At 69.1% G+C, this 23,886-nt stretch carries 22 protein-coding genes; 11 read left to right on the top strand and 11 right to left on the bottom strand.

Annotated elements, in window-relative coordinates; translation table 11 throughout:
- Positions 1–35 precede the first annotated feature (35 nt).
- Positions 36–851, top strand: coding sequence for a tryptophan-rich sensory protein (locus CTB96_RS16230; RefSeq protein ID WP_110127838.1), 816 nt, complete (start codon positions 36–38; stop codon positions 849–851).
- Positions 848–2,470, top strand: coding sequence for a DHA2 family efflux MFS transporter permease subunit (locus CTB96_RS16225; RefSeq protein WP_110127837.1), 1,623 nt, complete (start codon positions 848–850; stop codon positions 2,468–2,470). The genes CTB96_RS16230 and CTB96_RS16225 overlap by 4 nt, the downstream gene beginning before the upstream one ends.
- Positions 2,471–2,626: 156 nt before the next feature.
- Here the strand turns inward: CTB96_RS16225 and CTB96_RS16220 are convergent, their stop codons facing one another.
- The 5 genes from CTB96_RS16220 to CTB96_RS16200 all read right to left on the bottom strand — a co-directional run bounded on the left by CTB96_RS16220 (position 2,627) and on the right by CTB96_RS16200 (position 8,546).
- Positions 2,627–2,905, bottom strand: coding sequence for an HPr family phosphocarrier protein (locus CTB96_RS16220; RefSeq protein WP_110127836.1), 279 nt, complete (start codon positions 2,903–2,905; stop codon positions 2,627–2,629).
- A gap of 98 nt (positions 2,906–3,003) precedes the next feature.
- Positions 3,004–4,692 (bottom strand): phosphoenolpyruvate--protein phosphotransferase, encoded by a 1,689-nt coding sequence (ptsP, locus tag CTB96_RS16215; RefSeq protein ID WP_110127835.1) that lies wholly within the window; start codon positions 4,690–4,692, stop codon positions 3,004–3,006.
- 43 nt (positions 4,693–4,735) lie between these two features.
- Complete coding sequence (locus tag CTB96_RS16210) at positions 4,736–6,793, bottom strand: PTS fructose transporter subunit IIABC (protein ID WP_110127834.1); 2,058 nt, start codon at positions 6,791–6,793, stop codon at positions 4,736–4,738.
- Positions 6,790–7,761 carry a 1-phosphofructokinase family hexose kinase gene (locus CTB96_RS16205; protein WP_110127833.1) on the bottom strand — a complete coding sequence of 324 codons (972 nt, stop codon included), beginning with the start codon at positions 7,759–7,761 and terminating at the stop codon, positions 6,790–6,792. Before CTB96_RS16205 ends, CTB96_RS16210 begins: the two co-directional genes overlap by 4 nt.
- Positions 7,758–8,546, bottom strand: coding sequence for a DeoR/GlpR family DNA-binding transcription regulator (locus tag CTB96_RS16200; RefSeq protein WP_110127832.1), 789 nt, complete (start codon positions 8,544–8,546; stop codon positions 7,758–7,760). Before CTB96_RS16200 ends, CTB96_RS16205 begins: the two co-directional genes overlap by 4 nt.
- A 650-nt stretch (positions 8,547–9,196) precedes the next feature.
- Here CTB96_RS16200 and CTB96_RS20600 point away from each other — a divergent pair.
- The 6 genes from CTB96_RS20600 (at position 9,197) to CTB96_RS16175 (ending at position 16,495) form a co-directional block, all read left to right on the top strand.
- Positions 9,197–9,907 carry a hypothetical protein gene (locus tag CTB96_RS20600; RefSeq protein WP_181397302.1) on the top strand — a complete coding sequence of 237 codons (711 nt, stop codon included), beginning with the start codon at positions 9,197–9,199 and terminating at the stop codon, positions 9,905–9,907.
- A complete protein-coding gene (locus CTB96_RS20595) occupies positions 9,861–10,175 on the top strand; it encodes a DUF559 domain-containing protein (protein ID WP_282433156.1) in 315 nt (104 codons plus the stop codon). The genes CTB96_RS20600 and CTB96_RS20595 overlap by 47 nt, the downstream gene beginning before the upstream one ends.
- Before the next feature lie 184 nt (positions 10,176–10,359).
- Positions 10,360–11,508, top strand: coding sequence for an exonuclease SbcCD subunit D (locus tag CTB96_RS16190; RefSeq protein ID WP_110127830.1), 1,149 nt, complete (start codon positions 10,360–10,362; stop codon positions 11,506–11,508).
- A complete protein-coding gene (locus tag CTB96_RS16185; RefSeq protein WP_110127829.1) occupies positions 11,505–14,645 on the top strand; it encodes an AAA family ATPase in 3,141 nt (1,046 codons plus the stop codon). The genes CTB96_RS16190 and CTB96_RS16185 overlap by 4 nt, the downstream gene beginning before the upstream one ends.
- A 76-nt stretch (positions 14,646–14,721) precedes the next feature.
- Positions 14,722–16,074: a S1C family serine protease gene (locus CTB96_RS16180; protein WP_181397300.1), complete on the top strand. Its 1,353-nt coding sequence runs from the start codon at positions 14,722–14,724 to the stop codon at positions 16,072–16,074.
- A gap of 55 nt (positions 16,075–16,129) precedes the next feature.
- Positions 16,130–16,495, top strand: coding sequence for a DUF2834 domain-containing protein (locus CTB96_RS16175; protein WP_110127827.1), 366 nt, complete (start codon positions 16,130–16,132; stop codon positions 16,493–16,495).
- Between the two features lie 18 nt (positions 16,496–16,513).
- On the opposite strand, the gene CTB96_RS16170 is transcribed toward CTB96_RS16175, so the two are convergent.
- The 3 genes from CTB96_RS16170 to CTB96_RS21040 are packed head-to-tail and all read right to left on the bottom strand — an operon-like array spanning position 16,514 to position 17,893.
- Positions 16,514–16,948, bottom strand: coding sequence for a tyrosine-protein phosphatase (locus CTB96_RS16170; RefSeq protein ID WP_181397299.1), 435 nt, complete (start codon positions 16,946–16,948; stop codon positions 16,514–16,516).
- A gap of 32 nt (positions 16,949–16,980) precedes the next feature.
- Positions 16,981–17,670, bottom strand: a complete 690-nt coding sequence (locus CTB96_RS20590) for a Pr6Pr family membrane protein (protein ID WP_181397298.1) — start codon at positions 17,668–17,670, stop codon at positions 16,981–16,983.
- A 49-nt stretch (positions 17,671–17,719) separates the two neighbouring features.
- Entirely contained in the window at positions 17,720–17,893 is a 174-nt protein-coding gene (locus tag CTB96_RS21040) for a pentapeptide repeat-containing protein (RefSeq protein WP_427846508.1), read from the bottom strand.
- Between the two features lie 42 nt (positions 17,894–17,935).
- Here CTB96_RS21040 and CTB96_RS20580 point away from each other — a divergent pair, with 42 nt between their 5' ends.
- Both CTB96_RS20580 and CTB96_RS16160 read left to right on the top strand, forming a co-directional pair.
- Positions 17,936–18,583, top strand: coding sequence for a TetR/AcrR family transcriptional regulator (locus tag CTB96_RS20580; RefSeq protein ID WP_181397297.1), 648 nt, complete (start codon positions 17,936–17,938; stop codon positions 18,581–18,583).
- Positions 18,564–20,330: an oleate hydratase gene (locus CTB96_RS16160; RefSeq protein ID WP_110128545.1), complete on the top strand. Its 1,767-nt coding sequence runs from the start codon at positions 18,564–18,566 to the stop codon at positions 20,328–20,330. Before CTB96_RS20580 ends, CTB96_RS16160 begins: the two co-directional genes overlap by 20 nt.
- Positions 20,331–20,339: 9 nt before the next feature.
- Here CTB96_RS16160 and CTB96_RS16155 read toward each other — a convergent pair whose 3' ends face one another.
- The 3 genes from CTB96_RS16155 to CTB96_RS16145 are packed head-to-tail and all read right to left on the bottom strand — an operon-like array spanning position 20,340 to position 22,662.
- A complete protein-coding gene (locus CTB96_RS16155; RefSeq protein WP_110127824.1) occupies positions 20,340–21,167 on the bottom strand; it encodes an amino acid ABC transporter ATP-binding protein in 828 nt (275 codons plus the stop codon).
- On the bottom strand, positions 21,154–21,822 hold the full coding sequence (locus CTB96_RS16150) for an amino acid ABC transporter permease (protein ID WP_181397296.1): 669 nt from the start codon (positions 21,820–21,822) through the stop codon (positions 21,154–21,156). The genes CTB96_RS16155 and CTB96_RS16150 overlap by 14 nt, the downstream gene beginning before the upstream one ends.
- Positions 21,823–21,831: 9 nt before the next feature.
- Complete coding sequence (locus CTB96_RS16145) at positions 21,832–22,662, bottom strand: amino acid ABC transporter substrate-binding protein (RefSeq protein WP_181397295.1); 831 nt, start codon at positions 22,660–22,662, stop codon at positions 21,832–21,834.
- A 213-nt stretch (positions 22,663–22,875) separates the two neighbouring features.
- On the opposite strand from CTB96_RS16145, the gene CTB96_RS16140 reads away from it, so the two are divergent.
- Entirely contained in the window at positions 22,876–23,871 is a 996-nt protein-coding gene (locus CTB96_RS16140) for an ADP-ribosylglycohydrolase family protein (RefSeq protein ID WP_219993272.1), read from the top strand.
- The last annotated feature ends 15 nt before the right edge of the window (positions 23,872–23,886 follow it).

The following is a 23,886-nucleotide window of genomic DNA, read 5'->3' as shown; positions in this document are numbered from 1 at the left end:
GCTAGCTGATCAATTCGTCCGCGAAGGAGTCCGACATGTCAGAGCCCAGAGACCTTGTGCGACAGGGCACAGTGCTCGTCAGCGCCATCCTCGCCCTGGCCGGCTCGTTCGTCGGCTCCGGCGCGGCCGGCGGCACACCGATCCAGGATGCGTCCGGGGGCGCCCTCGCCGCGGATGCCACTCCGATCGCCCCCGGTGGGCCGGCGTTCGCGATCTGGACGCCCATCTACGCGGGCCTCGTGCTCTACGCGATCTGGCAGTTCCTGCCGCGGCAGAAGACCGATCCCCGGCAGCGCCGCCTCGGTTATGGCGTCGCAGCCTCGTTGCTGCTCAACGCCGCCTGGATCCTCAGCGTGCAGTTCGACCTGCTCTGGGCGAGTGTTCCGGTGATCGTGCTGCTGCTCGCGGTGCTGGTCTGGCTCTTCCTCACCACCCTCGACACCCGGCCGCGTGGCCTGGTCGAGACCGTGCTCGTGGACGGCACCCTCGGCCTCTACCTCGGCTGGGTCTGTGTGGCCACCGCGGCCAACATCACCGCCGTGCTCGTTGCCGCGGGCTTCGCCGGATTCGGCCTCTCCGCCGACGTCTGGGGAGTCGTGGTCATCGCGGTGGCCGGCGCCGTCGGGGTGGTGCTCGCCGTGATCGGCCGGGGCCGCCTCACCCCCACCATCGCTCTCTGCTGGGGGCTGGCGTGGGTGGCCGTCGCCCGGCTCACCGGAGACCTGCTCTCCACCCCCACCGCTATCACGGCGATCGTGGCCGTGGTCGTTGTCGTCTCGGCCACCCTCGTCTGCCGGCTGCGCGCCATCCGCCGCACACCGGTGACCCAGGACGCCGGGGTGCGCGCGTGACCGGCGCCCGCCGGCGCTGGTTCGGTCTTGTCTTCATCAGCATCGCCGTCGCCCTGATCATCGTCGACTCCACCATCGTCAACGTCGCCATCCCGTCGATCATCGACGACCTCGGCATCACCTCCACGCAGGTGCAGTGGGTGCAGGAGAGCTACACCCTCGTTTTCGCCGCGCTGCTGCTGGTCTTCGGCACGCTCGCCGACCGGTACGGCCGCCGGCGCATCCTGCTGACCGGTGTGGTGATCTTCGCCGGCGCGTCGGTGCTCGCTGCCCTCGCGCAGACCGGCGACCTGCTGATCGCCTCCCGGCTGGTGCAGGGCGTCGGCGGTGCCATGGTGCTGCCCACCACCCTGTCGCTCATCAACGCCACCTTCCGCGGCCGTGACCGCGGCATCGCTTTCGCCATCTGGGGGTCCACCATCGGCGGCATGGTCGCCGTCGGCCCGCTGCTCGGCGGCTGGCTCACCACCTCGTACTCCTGGCGGTGGGCGTTCGGTATCAACGTGCCGCTGGGCATCATCATCGTGGTCGGCATCCTGCTCTTCGTCTCCGAGTCCCGCGACACCGGTGAACCGCGCCGCATCGACGTGGTCGGCGCGGTGCTCTCGGTGGTGACGAGCGCCACCCTGGTGTTCGGCCTCATCGAGGGCCGCACCTACGGCTGGTGGCTCACCAACACCGCTCCCACCCTCGGTGACTGGACCTGGCCGTTCGACCTGTCGATCATCCCGGTCGCGTTCCTGATCACGCTCGTCTCCGGCACACTGTTCATCTGGTGGGGCCTTCGCCGCCAGAGGCTGGGCAAATCCACCCTGCTCGCATTCTCGCTGTTCCGCATCCCGTCCTTCCGCAACGGCAACATCGCCGCGCTCATCGTGTCGCTCGGCGAATTCGGCATCATCCTCTCACTGCCGCTCTGGCTGCAGAACGTGCTCGGCTACGACGCCCTGCAGACCGGCTTCGTGTTGCTCGCCCTGGCGATCGGCTCGTTCGTGGCCAGCGGCATCGCCGGCGCGTTCGGCAACAAGGTCTCGCCGCTCACCATCGTGCGCGTCGGCATCGCGGCCGAGATCGTGGGCGTGGCGGGCCTGGGCATCATGATCACCGTGGATGCGACCTGGCTGTCGATCGTGCCGTTCCTGTTCGTCTACGGCATGGGTGTCGGCCTGGCCACGGCCCAGCTCACCGGCGTTGTGCTCGGCGACGTTCCGGTCGAACAGAGCGGTCAGGGCTCCGGCACCTCGAGCACGGCTCGGCAGATCGGCTCAGCACTGGGAATCGCGGTGCTCGGCACCGTGCTGTTCACCTCGGTGGGCCTGTCCCTGCAGGCCAAACTCGACGAGCTGGGCGTGCCCACCGCCGCCAGCAGCCAGATCGTCGACGCCGTCGTCGACAGCGCGGGGGCGGCGATCCCGGCCCTGTCTGCACCCGATTCGGCGCTCGGCGAGAACAGTGCCGCCGTTGCGGAGGCGGCCAAGGAAGCCTTCAGCGAGGGCACCCGGTACTCGGCCTTCGCGGCCGCCGGGTTCCTGGCCGTTGGCCTCGCCGCCACGATGCGGCTGACGCCCCGGCGGGTAGACGACAATGACCGGCCGCTGGTCGCGGCCGGTCAAGGCTGAGTACTCGCTGAGTGCAAACGCTTGAGCACTTGCGCCCTTCGTAGGGAGTAGTACTGTCGTGTGCAAGATCAGCTCGCTCGCCCTACACGAGCGAGCTGACCCTTTTAAGAAACGTTGAGAGGCGCTCAGAACGCCGACTCAAAACGACTGCAGGTGTTACTCGGCGTCGAGGTCAGTCTCAAGGATCTTGACGAGGCTTTCGAGGGCCTCATCGGCGCCATCGCCCTCGGCGCGCAGCACGACGACCTGGCCGTTTGCGGCACCCAGGCTCATCAGGCTGAGGATGCTCGAGGCATCCATCGCGTCGTCGGCCGGGTCGCCCTCGAGGGCGATGGTGACCTCAACGGGCAGGGCGCCGACGGCCTCAGCGAAGATCGCTGCGGGGCGGGCGTGCAGGCCGACGCGGCTGGCGATGGTGGCGGTACGTTCTGACATGATTCCTCCTGAAGACTGACGGACTTCAACTGTATTGCGGGGAGGATGTGCTGTCGCCGTGAGCGACAGCACATCCCGAGGTTTCCCGAGTGGGATTCCTAGAGGCCGAGTTCGTCGAGCACGGGAAGTTCGGCGCGCACCTGGGCGCGGGCTTCGAGCGCGTTGGGGGCGGCGAGGGCGATCGTGGCGAGGCGCTGGGCTTCGGCCAGGGTGACGGTGTTCAGCACCGCGCCAACGGCCGAGAGGGCGCGGGCGGTCATGGACAGGGTGTTCACGCCGAGTCCGACGAGGACCACGGCCAGGGCGGGGTCGGCTGCGGCTTCGCCGCAGACCCCGACGGGCTTCTGGTTGCCCTCGGCGAGGGACCCGGCCACGGTGAGCTGGATCAAGCGGAGCACGGCGGGCTGCCACGGCGTGTTCAACGCGGCGAGCGGGCCGAGCTGCCGGTCGGCGGCCATGGCGTACTGGGTCAAGTCGTTGGTGCCGAGGCTGGCGAAGTTGACCTTACCGAGGATGGTTTCCGCGGTCAGGGCGGCGGAGGGGACCTCGACCATGACACCGGGGTTGGTCAGGCCGGCCTCGGCGCACATCGCGGCGAAGTCACCGGCTTCGTCGGCGGTGGAGATCATCGGGGCCATCACCCAGACATCCGCTTCGGTGCCCTCGGCGGCGGCGGCGATCGCGGCCAGCTGACGCTTGAGCACACCCGGGGAGGTGAAGTCGGTGCGGTACCCGCGCACGCCCAGCGCCGGGTTGGGCTCGGACGCGTCGGTGAGGAACGGGAGGGGCTTGTCGGCGCCGGCGTCGAGGGTGCGCACGACGACCTTCTTGCCCGGGAACGCGTCGAAGACACCGCGGTAGGCGGTGATCTGTTCCTCGTGGGAGGGTTCGGTGTCGCGTTCGAGGAAGCAGAACTCGGTGCGCAGCAGTCCCACGCCCTGCGCGTTCGCGGCAGCGGCCTTGACGGCGTCCTTCGCCCCGCCGACGTTGGCCAGCAGCGGCACCAGGTGCCCGTCGGCGGTGACGCCGTTGCCGTCGAACACGGCCAGGGTGGCGGCGGTCGTCGCCCACGCGGCGGCCGCGGCGACCTGGTCGGCGTCGGGGTCGACCGTGACGCTGCCGGCGGCACCGTCGACGTAGATCTCGGTGCCATCGGTGATGGCGTCGACACCGACCGCGGCGACGACCGCGGGCAGGCCCAGGGCGCGGGCGATGATCGCGGTGTGTGACTGGGGTCCGCCGCCGGAGGTCACCAGGGCCAACACGATCGCCGGGTTCAGCGTGGCCGTGTCGGCCGGGGCGAGGTCGTCGGCGACGAGGATGAACGGGGTGTCCGAGGCGGGAATGCCCGGCGCGGGCACCCCACGCAGCTCGGCCACGATGCGCGAGCGCACGTCGAGCACATCGGTGGAGCGCTCGGCCATGTAGCCGCCGAGGTTGTGCAGCATCTCGGCCACCGACGCAGCCGACTCCCAGATCGCCCGCTCGGCGGACGTGCCGTTGTTGGTGATCAGCTTGACCGCGCCCTTGATCAGCATCGGGTCAGCGGCCATCAGGGCGGTGGCCTCGAGAACCGACTTGCCCGCACCGGTGGCGCCGACCGAGCGCTCCTTGAGCTCAGTCTGCACCACCTTCGCGGCCGTGCGAAGCGTGACTGCGGCATCCTCTGCCGTTGTCGACGAGGCCAGCTTTTCTCCTGCTGGCGGCTCGCTCACGGCCTTGGGCATCTGCCGAACGGATCCAACGATCCGGCCGGGGCTGACCCCTACTCCAGTGAAACTCTGCACGGAACTTCCTCGTTTCTTGAAGCGGTGGTGACGCCAGCGGATGCTAGGCGGTCACCAGCGCGGTGTTGTTCTGCTCGGCGGCCTCGGCGCTCGGCGCCTTCCGGACGTAACGCTTGAGAGCAATCACGGCGAGGGCAGAGATGATCGTGCCAATGACAATCGCCAGGATGAAGCCCAGGACGTTCTCGATGGCGAAGAAGACAAAGATTCCGCCGTGCGGAGCCTTTGACGTCACGCCCCAAGCCATGGTCAGCGCACCAGTAGTGGCCGCGCCAAGCATACTCGCCGGAATCACGCGCAGCGGGTCGGCCGCGGCGAACGGGATGGCGCCTTCGGAGATGAAGGAGGCACCGAGCAGCCAGGCTGCCTTGCCGTTCTCGCGCTCAACCGGGGTGAACAGCTTGCGGTCGAGCACAGTGGCCAGGGCCATCGCGAGCGGCGGAACCATGCCGGCGGCCATGACCGCGGCCATGATCTGCCACGGCGCCTGGTTGGCCAGGGTGGCTGCACCGAGGCCGGCGACGGCGAAGGAGTAGGCCACCTTGTTGACCGGTCCACCGAGGTCGAACGCCATCATGAGGCCGAGGATCAGGCCGAGGATGACGACGGAGGCGCCGGTCATGCCGTTCAGCCAGTCGCTGAGGGCCACGGTGAGCCAGGCGATCGGTCCGCCGAGCACCAGGAACATCAGGCCGGAGGCGAAGATCGAGGCGAGCAGCGGGATGATCACGACGGGCATCAGGCTGCGGAGCCAGCGCGGAACCTCGAACGAACCGATCCAGGCCGCGGCCATACCGGCGAGCAGGCCACCGACGATGCCGCCGAGGAAGCCGGCACCCATGAAGCCGGACACTGCACCGGCGACGAAGCCGGGAGCGATACCGGGGCGGTCCGCGATGCCGTAGGCGATGTAACCGGCCAGCGCGGGAACGAGGAAGCCCATCGACAGGGCACCGATCTTGAACAGCACAGCGCCGAGGTAGATCAGCAGGCCACCCTCCGGCAGGTTCCACAGGCTGTTCTGCAGCACGACGACGTCGGCGATCTCGGTGATCTTGTAGCCACCGAGCAGGAAGCCCAGGGCGATCAGCAGACCTCCACCGGCGACGAACGGGATCATGTAGCTGACGCCGGTGAGCAGGGCCCGCTTGACCTTCTGGCCCAGGTGCTCGTTCTCGCTGACCGAGTCGGACGCGGCTGCTGCGCCGCCGGAGACCCGGCGGGCATTGGGGTTGTCGACGGCCGCGAGGGCCTCTTCGATCATCTTCTTCGGCTCGTCGATGCCGCGCTTGACGGGCGACTGGATGACGGGCTTGCCGGCGAAGCGGTTCTTGTCACGCACGTCCACGTCGACCGCGAAGATCACGGCGTCGGCGGCATCGATGACCGAGGCGGCCAGCGGGGTCGCTCCGGCGGAGCCCTGGGTCTCGACCTGCAGGTCGATGCCCATCTCCTTCGCGGCCGCGACGAGCGCATCCGCTGCCATGTAGGTGTGTGCGATGCCGGTGGGGCAGGCAGTGACGGCCACGAGGCGGCGGCTGCCGGCGGTGGCGGCTCCGGTCGTGCCCGCTCCGGTCGGTGCCTGGACGGGCACGGCCGAGGTGGTGCGCGGGGCTGCCGGGCCGGCGTGCGCACCGGCGGGCGCGGTGACCGGGGCGACGATGTCGGTGACCAGGGTCACGATTTCGTCGGGGGTCTTCGCGGCGCGCAGGGCGGCGGTGAAGTCCTTCTTCATCAGCGAACGGGCCAGCTTCGACAGGATCTTGAGGTGGTCCTGGTCGGCGCCCTCCGGGGCGGCGATCATGAAGATCAGGTCGGCGGGGCCGTCGGCGGAACCGAAGTCGACGGGCTGCGACAGCCGGGCGACGACGAGGGTCGGCTCGGTGACGGCGGTGGAACGGCAGTGGGGGATGGCGAGGCCGCCGGGGATGCCGGTGGACGTCTTCGCCTCACGGGCGAGGGCATCCGCGTACAGGCCCTCGATCTCGGTTGCGCGGCCGGCTCCGACGACGAGTTCGGCGAGGTGCCGAATCACTGTCGACGGTGTGTCACCGAGGTTCTGGTCCAAAGCAACGAGCTCTGGGGTAATCAGTGCACTCACTGGTCATCCTCCTTTGGATGGGTGGCAAAAGCCGTCACGGTGACGGCGCTGGGATCGGTGTGGTTCAACGCCGGCACGGTTGAGCCGGGCAGGGATGCGGCGGCGGCGCCGTGGGCGACGGCCTGACGCAGGCAGTCCGGAGCGGTTGCCCCGGCCAGATCGCTGAGCAGGAAGCCTGCGAGCGAAGAATCTCCGGCGCCGACGGTGGAGACCGCGACGATCGGGGGACGAGTGGCGAGCCAGTAGCCCTCTGCGGTGACCAGCAGCGCGCCCTTGGAGCCGAGGGTGGCCAGCACGGCGCCGACTCCCGCGGTGATCAGGGTCTGGGCAGCGCGAGCGGCCAGGTGTGGGTCGGCTTCGAGGCTGTCGGCATCCGACATGCCGGTGAGCTCGGCGAGCTCGTCGGCGTTGGGCTTGAGCAGGGCGGGGGCGGCCGCGACGGCCGCGGCCAGCGGGGCGCCGGAGGAGTCGATGGCGACCTTGGGGGCCTGGTCGCCCAGACGGGTCTTGAGTTCCCGGGTGAGGTCGGCGTAGAAGGTGTCCGGAACTCCGGGCGGCAACGAGCCGGCCAGCACGAGCCAGCTGGCTCCGGCGGCCTTCTCGAGCACGAGTTCCACTAGGGCCTGCTGCTGCTCGGCACTCAGTGCCGGGCCGGGCTCGTTCACCTTGGTGGTGGTGCCGTCGGGCTCGGTGATGGCGATGTTGCTGCGCAGGGTGGCGCCGATCGGCAGGCCGAGGTGAGGGATGCCCTGGGCGACGAGCGCGAGCAGCACCGGGTCTTCGGGGTCGCCGGGCAGGATCGCCAGGCTCTCGATGCCGGAGGCCTCGAGGGCGCGGCAGATGTTGACGCCCTTGCCGCCGGGTTCCTGGTGGGCGTCCAACGCGCGCTGCACGTCGCCGCGGGCCAGGGGGCCGGCGAGTTCGATGGTGCGGTCGAGGCTGGGGTTGGGGGTGAGTGTGACGATCATGCGATTACGACCTCGACATCCGCCGCGGCCAGGGCCTCGGCAAGTTTCTGGGAAGGGGGAGCATCGGTGATGAGCGCGTCGATATCGCCCAGCGCCGCGAATCGAACCAGGGTTTCCTGATCGAGTTTGGAGGAGTCAGCCAGCGCGACGACGCGGCGGGCAGAGCGCACGATGGCGGTCTTCACGGCGGCTTCGACCGAGTCGGGGGTGCTGAGGCCGAAGCCCGCATCCACGCCGTTGGCGCCGACGAAGGCGATGTCGGGGCGCATGGCGTCGAGCTGCTGGGTGGTGCGGGTGCCCACGATGGCGCGGGTGAGGCCGCGCACCCGACCGCCGAGGATCTGTAGCGAGATGAAGTCGTTGCCGGCCAGCTTGTAGGCGATGGGCAGGGCGTTGGTGATCACGAGGAGCTGGTCGCCGAGGTTGGCGGGCTTCCAGTCGAGCAGGCGGTCGGCCAGCAGCTCGGTGGTGGTGCCGGAGTCCAGGATGATCGAGCCGGTGGTGCTCGCGGGGATCATGGCCAGGGCGGCCTCGGCGATGCGGGCCTTCTCGTCGTGGTGCTGGGTCTGGCGCTCTTCGAGGCTGGGCTCGGACATGCTCAGCCGGTCGATGGCCACGGCGCCGCCGTGCACGCGGCGCAGGTGCCGGTTCAGCTCGAGGGCGGAGAGGTCGCGGCGCACGGTCTCCGGCGTGATGTCGAAGCGCAGGGCCAGTTCGTTCACGGTGACCCGGCTCTGGTCGGACACCAGTGCGGCGATCTTCGACTGACGCTCTTCGGCGAACATCGGGCCTCCTCGACGGTGAGAACTACTGAGAACTGGGCGGTCGTGCGCGGCGAAATGCCGGGGCAAAAGTTGTTATGCCTGACTTTAGACCCGTTTCCTTTTGTATGTCAACACAAACACAGATAAACAAAGATCCCCCCAGTGGCGGACGTGCCCTCCCTTGACCCAATACGCCTCGTTTCCGAACTTCTCACGGTGCGGAGGCCCCACGACTATGCACTTTCCGGAAGCGAACGCACAAAACGCTGCGGACGACGTGCGTCGCGCAGGAGTTCTCGCCTCGCGCATTCCCGTTGCCGCACTTCGCCGGGTTGCGAGGCCGCAGAACGGTGCGTTTTCCGGAATCGAACGTCCACTGCCGTGCACGGGCATCCCGGCTCGCCGTATTCATGGCTCGCCGTTCGTTTGCGGACTTCGCAGGGTTGAGAGGCCTCCGGACTGTGCGTTTTCCGGAAACGAACGCGCCGGGCGCCGCGGGCGAGGGCGCCGCGTCGTCGTCCTTCCCTCTCGCGGTCTCGTTTCCGGACTTTGCACGGTTGGGAGGCCGCAGAGGTATGCGTTTTTCGGAAACGAGAACAACGGGCCGCCGGTGTCGCACCGGCCTGTGGAGAATCTCGGCGGGGAGTGACGCAGTGAGGCACCCTCGTCCGATGACCGCACGCATCCCTCTTCCAGACGGCTGGGCCGACCGACCATTCCGGGTGGGCGATGCCCTCGAGGCGGGAGTGGCGCGTTCCCGGCTGAACAGCAAGGATCTCGACCGGCCGTTCTGGGGCATCCGCACACCGGCACGTACTTTTGCGGGGTCGCCGACGTCCGTCGCATGGGCGAACCGTACCGACCTCGAAGCGCTCTGCCGCGCGCTCCTTGTTCGCATGCCGCCGGATTCCTTCTTCAGCCATTCGACGGCCGCCCTGCTCCTGGGGCTGCCGGTGCCGACCCGGCTGGCGCGCTTGCGACCGATCCATGTCGGCGTCCCGGCGTCTGCGCGGGGGATGGAGGCCCGGGATATCGTCGGTCACCGCGTGACTATCGACCCCGACACCCTCGTCGACCGCGGCCCGCTGCGGCTCACCGGCCCGGCCCGTACCTGGCTCGACCTGGCCGCGCTCCTCACCCTGGGCGAGCTGGTGGCGGTCGGGGACTATCTCATTCGTTGGGAGGCGCCGATCCTGACTCCGAGCGAGCTGCAGCATGCCCTCGAGCGTTATCCCAGCCGCAGCGGACTCAAGCGAGCCCGTGCCGCCCTGCCGCTGCTGCGGGACCGGGCGGAATCGCAGCGCGAGTCCCTCCTCCGGGTGGTCATCGTGCTCGCTGGGCTGCCCGAGCCCGCGTGCAACTACAGGGTGTTCAGTCAGTGACGAGGGCGAGTTTCTCGGTCGGGGAGACCTGGCCTACCCGGAGTACAAGCTGTTCGTGGAGTATCAGGGTGATCAGCACCGCACGGATCGTGCGCAGTGGCGTGCCGACATCCGCCGTGTCGGCCGGCTCGAAGACCACGGCTGGCAGGTGCTGCAGTTCACCGACGACGACCTGCGTGACCCGGCCGCGCTCGTCGCCCGGATCGCCCTGCGGTTGCGTGCCCGGGGCGCGAAAATCCCGTCCGGCCGCCCACGCACCGGCTCATGAGGACTCGTTTGCGGAAAACACTCAGTCACGAGGCGGAAACACCCGGCGTTGTTCGGAAATGAGCGCCGAGTGACGGGCACGTGCGACCCGAGAGGCGGGCGCCGAGGACGAAATCGCTCGCGAGGAACGCACACGCGTACGTGTGTGCGCGCCCGTGTCGGTGGTCGACTGTAGCGTGAGAGGTATGAAGATCCTGCACACGAGTGACTGGCACATCGGGCGCACCTTCCAGACCCACTCCACCCTCGACCACCTGCAAACGGTGCTCGACGCGCTGGTGGAGGTCGTGCGCGAACACGAGGTCGACGTGGTCGCGGTGGCCGGCGACATCTTCGATTCCGCCACCCCCTCTGCGGATGCCTACGCCCTTCTGAGCGGCACCCTCGCGAAGCTGCACGCCACCGGCGCCCGCGTGGTCATGACCAGCGGCAACCACGACTCCGCCACCCGCCTCGGCTTCCAGTCGGAGTGGACCGGGCTCGCCGGCATCCACGTCGTCACCGGCTTCGACCAGTACCGCACGCCGATCACGATCGACGACGAATACGGTCCGGTGCACTTTTACGGCATCCCGTTCCTCGAGCCGGCCCTGATCCGGCACCACTATCCCGACGAGCTGCTCAAGACCCACGAGCAGGCACTCGGCCTGGCCATGCGGCAGGTGCGTGACGACCTCGCCGAACGCGACGGCCGCTCGGTGGTGCTCTCGCACTGCTTCGCCGCCGGAGTGACCGCGAGCGATGTGGAACGCGACATCAGCGCCGGCGGCCTCGATCTCGTTCCGGCCAGCGTGTTCGACGGCCCCGACTACGTGGCCCTCGGGCACATCCACGGCCGCGCCATCCTGAGCGAGCGGATGCGCTACTCCGGCGCTCCGCTGCACTACTCCTTCGCCGAAGCCGACAAGCCCCGCGGCGCCTGGCTGGTGGAGCTCGACGCCGGCGGCCTGGCCGGAGTGGAATGGGTCGATCTGCCCGTTCCCCGTCGCTTGCGAGTGCTCACCGGCGAGCTGCTGGAGCTCGCCCACAAAGACGAATTCTTGGCGTTCGAGAATGACTGGGTGGCCGCTGTGCTCACCGACCAGGTGCGACCGCTCGACGGCATGCGCATTCTGCAGAAGCGGTTCCCGCACTGCGTCGCGCTCGAGCACCGCCCGGCGATTTCCATGTCCGCCGGCCCCTCCACGTATTCCGACCGGGTGGCACACAAAAGCGACCCCGAAATCGTGGCCGGGTTCCTCGAGTTCGTGCGCAACGGTGTCGGGCTCACCGACTTCGAACGCGAGTTGGTCGCCGATGTGCTCGGCCAGAACCCGGAGGGAGCGGCCGGATGAAGATCACCCGCCTGCGCATCGCCGGCTTCGGTCCGTACAAGACCGAGCAGGAGGTCGACTTCACCCGTTTCGACGCCGACGGCATCTTCCTGATCACCGGCAAGACCGGCGCCGGCAAGTCCAGCATCCTCGACGCCATCTGCTTCGCCCTCTACGGCTCGGTGCCGCGCTTCGATGGCAGCGAGCTGCGGCTGCGCAGCGACCACTGCGACCCGGATGACCCGAGCTTCGTCGAACTCGAGTTCACCCTCAAGGGCGAGACCTACCGGGTGTACCGCACGCCCCGGTTCGAGAAGCCCAAGAAGCGCGGCGTCGGCACCACCACCGCCCAGCCGGATGCCCGCCTCGACCGTTTCGAGGCCGGTTCCGGCGCCGACGGCTGGGTGGGCATCGCGTCCCGGCCCGTCGATGTGGGAAACGAGCTCAGCCGGATCCTGCCGCTCAAGCAGGACCAGTTCCTGCAGGTGATCCTGCTCGCCCAGAACCGGTTCCAGCGGTTCCTGCTCGCCAAGACCGACGATCGGCTCACGGTGCTGCGTACCCTCTTCGGCACCCTGCGATTCCAGCAGCTGGAGACCGAGTTGCTCGCCCGCCGTAAGGTGCTCGATGACGAGCTCTCGCTGGCCCGCCACGAGATCGACGGCCTCGTCGCCGCGACGATGCGCCAGCTCTGGCGGGACGGTGACCAGGCCGAAACGGCAGCGGGGGAGTCCGCGCATGCCGAGATCGCGCCCGGCGGTGTCGCAACGGCCGAGGCCGCGCCGGAAGCCCCGGCCGACCCCGACCTCGCCTGGTTCGAGGCGGCCCTCGAGACCATCGAACGGCGCCTGGCCGCGGCGACAGTGCGCGCCGAGGGAGCGTCGGCGGCACTGATCACCGCCACCCTGGACTGCGAGGCCATCGAAGACCGCCGCCGCCGGCAGGACCGCCGCGACACCGCCGCTGCCGCACTGGCCGAGCTGACTGGTCGCGCGACGGAGATCGCCACCAGGCGGGAGCGCCTCACGGCGGCGGAGCGCGCCGCCCGGGTCTGGCCGCAGGTGCGCGCGAGCGCGGATGCGCAGGCTGAGGTCGCCACCGCCGACGCCGCCGAACAGAGCGCCCGCCGTGCGTGGGTGACTGTCCTGGCCGATACCGACGCTGATACCGCGGCACCCGTCGCCGCGCAGGCCGACCTGGACGCGGCCGGCCTCGCCGTCGTCGTCGACGAACGGCTCCGCCAGCTCGGCGGCCTCAGCGACATCCTGAGCGAAGAACGTCGGCTGCCCGCCCTCGCCGGGCGCATCACCGACCTCGAACTGCTGGCGGGCGAACACACCACAGCCCTCGACACCGCCCGGCTGCTGCTGCTGGCCCTGCCGGAACGCATCGATGCCGCCGCCGACGCCCTCGCCGAGGCGTCACTCGGAGCGGCCCGGCTGCCCGAAGCGGAGGCGGCGGTCGCCCGTGCCGAGACCGCCCTGGCCGCCGCCGATGACGTGCGCCGGCTGCAGACCGAACTCGTGGGTGTGCACCGCGCCGAGCGCGACGCTGTGGCCCTGAACTCCACCGCTGCCCTCGACTACCAGCATCTGGTCGACCGCCGGCTCGGCGGCTTCGCAATCGAACTGGCGGCAGAGCTGGTGGACGGCAGTCCGTGCGCGGTCTGCGGAGCCACCGAGCACCCTGCGCCCAAGACCGGCGATGCCGAACTGGTCACCGAAGAGCACCTTGACGCCGCCCGGCGCCTGATGGGCAGCCGGCAGGCCGCCGTCGACACCTGCCGCACCGAGTCCCAGGCCGTTGCGACGAGGCTCACCGAGGCCCGCACCCGGGCCGGCACCGACGATTCCGACCAGCTCGACGCCACCCTCACCCTCGCCCGGCAGGCACAGGCCGAAGCCGCCGACCACCTCGCTCGGGTGCCCATGCTCGAAACCGCCCTGGCCCGCCTGCGCGCCGACCAGGCCGAGGCCCAGACTGCCCTGGCCCCGTTGCAGCTCGCCCGCGACGAAACCGCCGTGCAGCTGGCCGAACTCCGCACCGAGCGGGAAACCATCGCAGCCAGGGTCGAAGCCCAACGATCGGGCTTTGCGAGCGTCACCGACCGGGCGAACCGGCTACAGGCCGAGCTCGACGCCGCCCGGTCGCTCAGCGACGCCGTGGCGCTGTGCGCCTCCGCCCGCCGTGCCGCGGAGACAGCCGCCGACGCCCTGGCACGCCAGCTGGCCGAGGAAGGCTTCGCCGACGAGGCCGAGGTCCTGGCTGCCCGGCTCACCCCGGCCCAGGTGCACGACGAGGAAGACAGCATCCGGGCGCACGATGACGAGCTGGCCGCGGCCCGCGGCGTGCTCGCCGAATCCGGGCTCGCCGGGCTGCCCGCCCACCCCATCGAAGTCGAACCGGCCCGCGAGACCCGCCGCCTCGCCGCGGAGGCCCGCGACGCCGCCATCGCCCGGCGTGGATCGCTCGGCGAACGCGCCGACGCGCTCACCGCCCTGGTAGTGGATGCGCGCGCCACGTTCGCCCTCGCCGCCGACCTGCTCGCCCGGCACGGCCAGGTGCGCCAGCTCGCCGCCGTCGTGCACGGCGACGACCCCAACACGAAGCGCATGAAACTCGAGACCTACGTGCTCGCCGCCCAGCTCGAAGAGATCATCGCCGCCGCCAACAACCGGCTGCGCACCATGACCGGCGGTCGCTACGCCCTCGAACACGACGACGCCCTGCAGTACCGCGGCAGCCAGGCCGGACTCGGGCTCGCCATCCGCGACGAACACACCGGGCGGGCACGAGCCACGCACTCGCTCTCCGGCGGGGAGACCTTTCTCGCCTCGCTCGCCCTGGCGCTCGGGCTCGCCGAGGTGGTCTCCAATCAGGCCGGCGGCATCGCCCTCGATACCCTCTTCGTCGATGAGGGCTTCGGCTCCCTCGACGCCGAGACGCTGGAGACGGCCATGAGCACCCTCGACAGCCTGCGGGCCGGCGGTCGCACCATCGGGCTGATCAGCCACGTCGAATCGATGAAGGAACAGATTCCGGCGAAGTTGCAGATCCGGGTCACGCCGCAGGGCTACAGCGAGATCGATGCTCCTCGGTCTCCGGCACCCGGAGCGCTCTCAGGGCAACTCGCAAGCCTTTCCTCAACGTCGTCATAGGTCACCCATAGGTTCGACGGCTTGTCTGAATCCAGACGCGAACGGTTCCCCGCTCGCCCAGGAAAGGACACCGAGCATGAGCGAGTCTGAGACAGCACCCGAGTCTGACACCACGGCGCAGGCACAGGCGCAGGCCCCGGCCGCCCACCACCAGCGCTGGCGCACCGGCGACATCGTCGCTATGGGCCTTGCCGCGGCCCTCGTGGTCGGCGCCTCTGGAACCGGTCTCTACGCCGCCGTGCACGCCATCGAATCCCAGTCGGCCGCCGCCGAGCAGACCACCCAGACCGACACCACGGCGACTACCCAGGACAGCACCGATTCGACCGATAGCACCCAGGCCTACGGCTCAGACGGTTACGGCGGCACCTCGGGCTACGGACCCGGTCAGTCCGGCTCCGCTCAATCCGGTCTGGGCCAATCCCCACTGGGCCAGTCCGGCCTCGGTCAGTCCAGCACCGGCACCACGACCCTCGACACCACGGCCGCCACGGCGGAACAGTCCGCCGGCGTCGTCGTGATCGACACCGTGCTCGGCTACGAGAGCGCCGAGGCTGCCGGTACCGGCCTCATCCTCACCGCCGACGGCCGCATCCTCACCAACAACCATGTGGTGGAGGGCGCCACCAGCATCACCGTCACCGTCGTGTCCACCGGTGCCGAATACACCGCGGAGGTCGTCGGCACCGACGCCACCGACGACATCGCCGTGCTCGAACTCGTGGACGCCAGCGGCCTCACGGTCGCCGACCTCGACACCTCCGGCGCGGTCGCCGTGGGCGATACGGTCACCGGGGTGGGCAACGCCGGCGGCACCGGCACCCTCACCGCGGCCTCCGGTACCGTGCTCAGCCTGGAGCAGTCCATCACCGCGCAGGACTCCGATGGCTCCGATGCCGAAGACCTCACCGGCCTCATCGAGGTCGACGCCGACATCGAGTCCGGCGAATCCGGCGGCCCGCTCTACGACGCCGACGGCGAAGTGATCGGCATCGACACCGCCGCATCCTCCGGCACCGCCGACATCACCGGCTACGCGATCCCGATCGAAGACGCCCTGACCATCGTCGACGCCATCGACGCCGCGGTGGCCAACGGGGCCAGCACCGACACCATCACCGTGGGCAACCCGGCCTTCCTCGGCATCGGGCTCGGCTCCAGCACGACCACGACCTCGCCGACGACCACGGGCACGGATGCCGCGGCCACCGTTGCCGGCGTCATCGCCGACACTCCCGCCGCCACCATCGGCCTCGCCGCGGGTGACACCATCACCGCCGTCGACGGGGTGGCCGTCGCCACCGCGGCAGCGCTCTCGGCCGAACTGGCCGCACACCTGCCGGGTGACACCGTGACCATCGACTGGCTCGACGAGGCAGGCACTGCGCACAGCGCCGACGCCACCCTGATCGCCGGACCAGCCGCCTGAGCCCCGCGATTGACACAGTGTGCCGCGATCGTCCAGATCGCGGCACACTGTGTGCATGAGCCGCACAGACGCATCACCACAACCTTCCTCCGCCGCGGCGGGGTGGACGACCCTCACCTTCGTCTACCTGGCACTCGGCATCGTGGGGTTGATCGGCACCTGGACCTGGAACATCCAGGCCATCGTGGAAGCCCGCAACTTCATCGGCGACTGGACCCTGAGCGGACCGGCGGTTTCGTCGCTCACCACCGACCTGCTCGTCGTGTTCATCGCCGGCAGTATCTTCATTCTCGTCGAGGCGCGACGGCTCGGCATGCGGGCCGGCTGGGCCTACGTGCTGGGCGGCCTGGTGACCGCGTTCGCCTTCACGTTCCCGTTGTTCCTGGCCATGCGGCAGCGCCGCCTGGCGCGCGGCCGGTAACCCTCAGGTAAGCCCAGCTCAGCTCACGTCGCCGGCGGCGAGGCCGGCCTCGTCCCCGGCGAACCGCTCACGCAAGGCGTGGAACTGCGACACGGTGAGGCCGTGCCGCAGCAGGTACGCCTCCGTGCCGCCGTGACCGGCGATCGCGGCCAGCGCATCGCGCAGTGCGGCCGGATGCGGTTCGGCGGGGAGGGCGGCGGCCAGCGCCTCATCGTGCGGGAGCCCCGCGGCCAGCAGCGCGAGGGCGAGGACCAGGCCGGTGGTGTGCTCACCGTCGGCCCCGTGCACGAGCAGCGGCCCGTCGGCGTCGGCGATCACGGCCACCGCGCCGGTGAGTTCTCGCCCGTGCAGTCTCACCAGATCGGCGTAACCCTGTGCATTCTCGGTCGCTGGATTGCTCATGGTGCCCTCCCGGAAACTGCGTCGAAACCTGGTGGCACCGGTGTGCTCCACCCCGGTGAACGGCAGGTGAAGCCGGGTGCAGGCTAGGCCAGGTCGCGGGTGAGCTCGGTCACCCGCCGGCGGCCGAGCCGGCTCAGCCCGATCGCGGCCGCAGAGATACCGATGATCACGACGGCGATCACCAGGATGTACAGCAGCACCTTGGGCCATCCGCCCGGCTCGTTCGGGTTGAGGAACGGGTAGGTCCAGTAGTCGGTGACGCCGCCGCGCACGAGCGCGTAGCCCAGCCAGACCACCGGATAGATCATCGCGAACCAGATCCGGTTCCAGGCCAGCGCCGGGCGACCGGGCGCCAGCAGCCAGTCGGCCACGATGAGCACCGGCGCCCAGACGTGCAGAACCTCGTTGGGCCAGTCCAGGCCCACAAAGCTGCCGTCCGGCGGAAGGTTGCGCAGCAGCAGGTTGTAGACCACCCCGGTGATCACGGCATAACAGAGCGTGGACATCCGTACCCGCGCCATCAGTTCGGGTTCGGCGGCCACGCGCAGCGCCAGTGCGCCGCCCACCGCGAGCACGACAACGTTCATCAGGCTCGACTGGATGGTGAAGAAGCCGAAATAGCGGGCCGGTTCGAAGGCATCGTGGGTGATCTGGTCCACGATCTGGGTCACGATCGCAGCGAATATCAGCACCGCCAGCAGGATGCGCAGGATTCCCACCATGCGCCGGTAGGGGGAGGGGGCGACCGGTGCGGTCACAGCGGAAGAAGTCACTCGTTCAGGTTAGGCCGTGGTTGCCCCGCGACACGCAGGCGGAGTACGCTCAAAAAGGAGCACACTCCGTTTGGTGGTGTTGCGGCCGGCTCAGAGGAGCGACAACATGCGTGGAAATGCACTGCGTGAACCTGCACTTCGTGAACCTGCACTGCGTGAACCTGCACTGCGTGAACCTGCACTGCGTGAACCTGCACTGCGTGAACCTGCACTGCGTGGAAATGCACCGCGGGGGAGTGAACCGGCCACCCGACGGCTGCGCAACATGCAGGACAAGCGCCGGCGCATCTTCACCGCGGCGGCCGGCCTGTTCGCCGAGCGGGGCTTCGACAATGTCACCACCCAGGCGATCTCCGACCGCGCCGATGTGGCCACCGGCACCCTGTTCCGGTATGCGGCCAACAAGGGCGAACTGTTGCTCATGGTCTACAACGAGGAGTTCGGCCGGGCGATCAACGCCGGCAGGGAGCTCGCCGCGCGAGCCGTCGACCCCTCGGCGGCCGTGCTCGCGGCGGTCGAGCCCGTGCTCGTCGTCGGCCGGCTCGACGCGCCCAATACCGTCGCCTACCAGCGTGAGCTGTTGTTCGGCCCGCCGGATGCGCCCTATCGGGCCGTCGGCCTCGCCCTGGTGCGCGACCTCGAATCCCTGCTCGCGGCTCTGCTCGCCGCGGGCGAACCGCCGAGCGAACACCGTGTCGTGGCTGCCCGCCGTGCCGCGCGGTCCATTTTCGCCGTTTTGCACCACACCCTGGTGCAGCCTTCTGCCGGGATACTCCCGGAGCACGACCCCGATGCCGACGCGCGCGGGCAGGTGGCCCAGATTGTTCTGGGCTTCCAGGCCTCCGTGCGCACGGCACCGAGTGAACAAGATTCAGACCCACAAGGAGACCCAGATGTACTACAGCAGCGGTAACTATGAGGCATTCGCCCGCCCCCGCAAGCCAGAGGGAGTCGACGGCAAGACCGCCTGGTTCGTCGGCTCCGGCCTCGCCTCACTGTCCGGCGCCGCGTTCCTGATCCGGGACGGCCACATGGACGGCGCCAACATCACCATCCTCGAGCGGTTGAAACTGCCCGGCGGCGCGCTCGACGGCATCAAGGCGCCGAAGAAGGGTTTCGTCATCCGCGGCGGCCGTGAGATGGAAGACCACATGGAATGCCTGTGGGACCTGTTCCGTTCGGTGCCCTCGATCGAGGTCGACGGCGCCAGTGTGCTCGACGAGTTCTACTGGCTCGACAAGGACGACCCGAACTACTCCCTGCAGCGGGTGACCGAGAAGCAGGGCCAGGATGCCCGCACCGACGGCCTGTTCACTCTGAGCGAGAAGGCGCAGAAGGAGGTCACCAAGGTGTTCCTGGCGCCCCGCGAGGAGATGGAAGGCAAGCGGATCAACGAGGTCTTCTCGGCCGACTTCCTGGCCAGCAACTTCTGGCTGTACTGGCGCACCATGTTCGCGTTCGAGGAATGGCACAGTGCGCTGGAAATGAAGCTCTACCTGCACCGCTTCGTGCACCACATCGGCGGACTCCCGGACTTCACCGCGCTCAAGTTCACCAAGTTCAACCAGTACGAGTCCCTGGTTCTGCCGCTCTACCGCTGGCTGCTCGAGAAGGGCGTCACCTTCCGGTTCAGCACCGAGGTCACCGACATCGACTTCGACATCAACATCAGCGCCGGCCGCAAACAGGCTACCCGCATCCACTGGCTGACCGACGGCGAGCAGGGCAGCGTGGAGCTCAGCGAGACCGACCTGGTCTTCACCACCATCGGCTCACTGACCGAGAACTCCACGGACGGCGACCAGCACACGCCCGCCGGCCTCGACGAGGGCCCCGCTCCGGCCTGGGACCTCTGGAAGAACATCGCCAGGAGCGACCCGTCGTTCGGCCGCCCCGAGGTGTTCTGCGGCAATATCGCCGAGAGCAAGTGGGAATCGGCCACCGTGACCACCCTCGATGCCCGGATTCCGGCGTACATCGAGAAGATCGCCAAGCGTGACCCGTTCAGCGGCAAGGTCGTGACCGGTGGCATTGTCACGGCACGCGACTCGAGCTGGCTGCTCAGCTGGACCGTGAACCGGCAGCCGCACTTCAAGCAGCAGAGCCCGGACCAGATCGTGGTCTGGGTGTACTCGCTGCTGGTGGACACCCCCGGCGACTATGTGACGAAGTCGATGCAGGACTGCACCGGCGAGGAGATCACCCAGGAATGGCTGTTCCACCTGGGAGTGCCGGTGGCCGACATTCCCGACCTCGCCGCGAACGCGGCCCGTACCGTGCCGGTGATGATGCCGTACGTCACCTCGTTCTTCCTGCCCCGCAAGGCCGGCGACCGGCCGGAGGTCGTGCCCGCTGGCGCGGTGAACTTTGCCTTCATCGGCCAGTTCGCCGAGACCACGCGCGACACCATCTTTACCACCGAGTACTCGGTGCGCACCGGCATGGAAGCGGCCTACCAGCTGCTCGGGATCGAGCGCGGTGTGCCGGAGGTGTTCAACTCCACCTACGACGTGCGCAAGCTGCTCGCGGCGATGAGCCGGCTGCGCGACGGCGAAGAGCTCAACCTGCCGGTTCCCGGGTTCGTGCAGAAGCGGATCATCAAGAAGCTGGAGACCACCGAGATCGGCGAGCTGCTCAAGGAGTTCGGGCTGATCGCCTAGCGCCTGCCCCTAGAAAGGAAAGAGCAGCCGGTGCAGGAACTGGCGGGTGCGCTCGTGCTGGGGGTTGCGCAGCAGTTCCTTCGGATCGCCGTGCTCCACGATGGTGCCACCGTCGACGAAGGCGACTTCGGTGGCCACCTCGCGGGCGAACTCCAGTTCGTGGGTGACGATCACCATGGTCCAGCCTTCGCCGGCGAGTTCCTTGATCAGGCGCAGTACGTCGCCCACCAGTTCAGGGTCGAGGGCGCTGGTGGGCTCGTCGAAGAGCAGCAGGGTGGGCCGGAGCGCCAGGGCGCGCACGATGCCCACCCGCTGCTGCTGGCCGCCGGAGAGCTCGAACGGGTAGCTGTCGCGTTTGTCGCCCAGGCCCACCCGGTCGAGCAGCTGCAGTGCCTCGGCCTCGACCTCGGCGCGCGGGCGGCGCTGCACGACGACGGGGCCCTCCATCACGTTCTCGAGCACCGTCTTGTGCGGGAACAGGTTGTAGTGCTGGAAGACCATGGCCGAGCGGTCGCGCAGGGTGCCGAGTGCCTTCTTCGGCACCCCGGCACGCTTGCCGTGGGCGGGCGCGAAGTCAATCACCACGGGCGCGTGCGTTGCGTCCTCCGCGCCGACGATCTCGATGGTGCCGCCGTCGGCGATCTCGAGGCCGTTGAGGCAGCGCAGCACGGTGGTCTTGCCCGAACCGGACGGGCCGATCAGGGCCAGCACCTGACCTCGCGCGACGGTGAGGTCGACCGATTTCAGGACCTGGTTGGAACCGAAGCTCTTCTGCAGGCCGCGAACGGTGAGCAGCGCCGGTGCAGGCGCGGCAGCGGACGAATCAGTGGGCGACATAGCGGTCCAATCGCTTCTCGAGCACGCTCTGGCCACTGGAGAGGACCAGGCAGATCACCCAGTAGATCAGGGCGGCCTCCAGGTAGAGGGCCATGAACTCCCGGCTGAACGCGGCAATCTCCTGCGCCACACGGAACAGCTCGGTGACCAGGATGAGCGAGGCCAGGGAGGTGTCCTTCACCAGGCTGATGAAGGTGTTCGACAGTGGCGGCACCGACACGCGGGCCGCCTGCGGCAGGATGATGCGGGTGAGCGACCGCTGGTGGGACATGCCGATCATGTACGCGGCTTCCCATTGCCCCTTGGGCACCGACAGGATGGCCGCACGGATGACCTCGGCCGCGTAACCGCCGACGTTGATCGAGAACGCCAGGATGGCGCTGGGCCACGGGTCGATCACGATGCCCAGCGGCGGCAGACCATAGAAGATCACGAACAACTGCACCAGCAGTGGGGTGCCGCGCACGATCGAGATGTACACCCGGGCGATCGACGACAGCCAACGCCGCCGCGACAGCCGCATCAGCGCCAGCACAAGGGCCAGCACCAGGCCGATCGCGAACGACGCCAACGCCAACGGGATGGTGCCCATGATCGCGCCGCTCAGCATCGGCCAGAGCGAATCGAGCATCAGCTGCCAGGTGGTATCGCTCATCGTACGAGCCTACTTGGAGACGTCGGCTCCGAAGTAGGTGTCGGAGATCGTGGCCAGGGTGCCGTCCTCGCTCAGCGTCGCGAGGGCATCCGACACGGCGTCGGCCAGTGCTGTGCCGCCCTGAACGAAGGCGAACGCGCTCTCTGAGCGGTCTTCGGTCTCGGCGGCGACCTTCAGGCCGGCAGCCCCGGTCTGCTTCTTGTAGTCGAGGTAGGTGAGCTTGTCGTTGATGGTGGCGTCGACCCGGCCGTCTTCGACCAGGGCCACGGACTGGGCCCAGCCCTCGACACCCTGCACGGTCGCACCGCTCTCGGTGGCCAGGGTGTTCCAGTTGCTGGTGAGCGACTGAGCGGTGGTCTTACCGGCGAGGCTCTCGAACGAGGTGATGTCGGTGTTGTCCTCCGGCACCACGATGACGCCGGTGGAGTAGGTGTACGGGGTGGAGAACTCGTAGGACTCTTCGCGCTCGGGGGTGATCGACACCTGGTTGGCGATGGTGTCGAACCGGCCGGCCTCGAGGCCGGCGAAGATGGCGTCCCACTGGGTTTCCTCGAACTTGACCTCGACGCCCAGTTCGTCGGCGACGGCCTTGGCCACCTCGACGTCGTAGCCGGTGAGGTCGCCGGAACCGTCGGCGTGGAAGGAGAACGGGCGGTAAGTGCCCTCTGTTCCGACGGTCAGGGTGCCGGACTCGAGCACCGAGCTGAGCGACTCGTCGGTGCCGGTCGTGGCGCTGGAGTCGGAGTCGCCGGCCGACGCGCTGCATCCGGTCAGGGCCACCGCTGCGGCGAGGGTGAGGACGGTGGCGGAGACGAGGTGGCGCTTCATGTGAATGTTCATCCAATTGCTAATCGCGGTAAGGGTGGCCTGCTGGGTCGGCGGTCCTCCTGGTGAGAGGCCGCACACCGAGGTTAACAAGTCGGGAGCGGCCGGGGTTATTCCGATGACGTCGAATGACGGGTGTGGCCCCCGTTCGGGCGGCTCCGCCCACCTGTCGGCCCTGGGCCTTTAGGCATAGGCTGCCGCCGTCGCACTCAACCCGAAGGAGTACGCATGAAGTTGTCTATGCCCCAACACGACCGCTCGTCAGCTGTTCTGCTCGGCATGGCCTGCGGAGATGCGCTGGGGGCGGGCTATGACTTTGCCGGTCCGTTGCCGCCGACCGCCGACGTCGGTATGCGCAGCGGTGGCGGCGCGCACTGGGCGCGAGGGGAGTGGACGGACTACACAGCGTTGGCGATCCCCGTGGCCAAGGCCGTGGCCGACGGGCGGGATCTGAAGGCCGAAGCAACCCTCGACCTCATCGCGGCCGAGTGGGTGGACTGGGCGAATACCTCGCCGTTCGCCGGCGCCCAACTCGGGGCGGCGCTGACCGGTCCGGTGCCCACCGCAGCCGGCGTGCGTCGGGCGGCACGCGAACACCACGACCGTCTCGGCCGCAGCGCCGGCAATGGCTGCCTGATGCGCACCGCGCCGGTGGCGCTGTCTTACCTGCACGAACCCGCTGACCTGGCCACTGCCGCCAGGGCGCTGAGCGAGCTCACCCACTGTGAGACCGATGCCGGCGACGCGTGTGTGCTCTGGGGCCTGGCCATCCGTCATGCCGTGCTGGAGGGCGAGCTCGAGCTGCGGGTGGGCCTGGACACCCTTGCGCGCGGGCGCCGGGAGCTGTGGTCGGCCCGGATCGAGCACGCCGAGCGCAAGGTGCCGAGCGACTTCCCTCGCAACGGCTGGGTGGTGCAGGCGCTGCAGGGCGCCTGGTCTGCCATCGTGACGACCGACAACAGTGACGCCGGCCAGTATCGTCGGGGCGTGGAGGCGGCGGTGCGCGGCGGGGGCAACACCGACGCCGTGGCCGGGATCGCCGGTGCCCTGCTCGCCGCCCGCTGGGGATTGGCGGCGGTGCCGACCGAATGGCGGCGGCTGGTGCAGGGCTGGCCCGGCCTGCGCGGCGCCGATCTGGTGCGTCTCTCGGTGCTCGCGGCGCACGCCAAGGACACCGACGAGGCCGGGCGACCGCAGGCCTTTCGGATGCACGTCGTGCGTTGACCCGTGCCCTCCGAG

Origin of the sequence: Cryobacterium arcticum, from assembly GCF_003185895.1 — a bacterium.
Lineage (GTDB): Bacteria > Actinomycetota > Actinomycetes > Actinomycetales > Microbacteriaceae > Cryobacterium > Cryobacterium arcticum.
The sequence above is the reverse complement of the archived record's forward strand: the minus strand, read 5'-3'. Positions and strand labels throughout refer to the sequence as shown.